The 385-nt window shown below is 60.5% G+C and carries 1 protein-coding gene; it reads left to right on the forward strand.

Annotated features, from left to right (window positions below; all coding sequences use genetic code 11):
• Window positions 1-291: hypothetical protein (locus tag P0D73_RS46810; RefSeq protein WP_408183830.1), on the forward strand; the 291-nt coding region annotated here is incomplete at its 5' end.
• Between the last annotated feature and the right edge of the window lie 94 nt (window positions 292-385).

Raw genomic sequence — 385 nt, forward strand, 5'->3', positions numbered from 1 at the left:
ATCGATGCGCACGCCTGCGATCCAGGCGAAACCTGTTTGCGCGCCTTGCCGTCGGACTTGGGCGCACCGCAATTCATGCGCATCGACTTTGCGAAAAAGACCATTACCGGTCCCCAGCGCGTGGCACCGATCCGCTTCATGCAAACCGATGAGAGTCAGATTGTTCTCCAGGGAACTGAATTCAGCTTCGCATGGACGATCGTGCTCGACAGGGTGGACGGCACGATCGGCGTGACGCTCGTCAACCGTGAAGACGCCTTGGTGCTGTTCGGTGCTTGCACCGCCATGTAGTCGCGACGGGTGATCTCATGAAACAAGCAACGCCTGATTTCTTCCTGCACAGGCTGCCGTCGCGCGATTCGCGACGGCAGCGCGCGCGCTCGCC

Source organism: Paraburkholderia sp. RL18-101-BIB-B, from assembly GCF_046026985.1.
GTDB lineage: Bacteria > Pseudomonadota > Gammaproteobacteria > Burkholderiales > Burkholderiaceae > Paraburkholderia.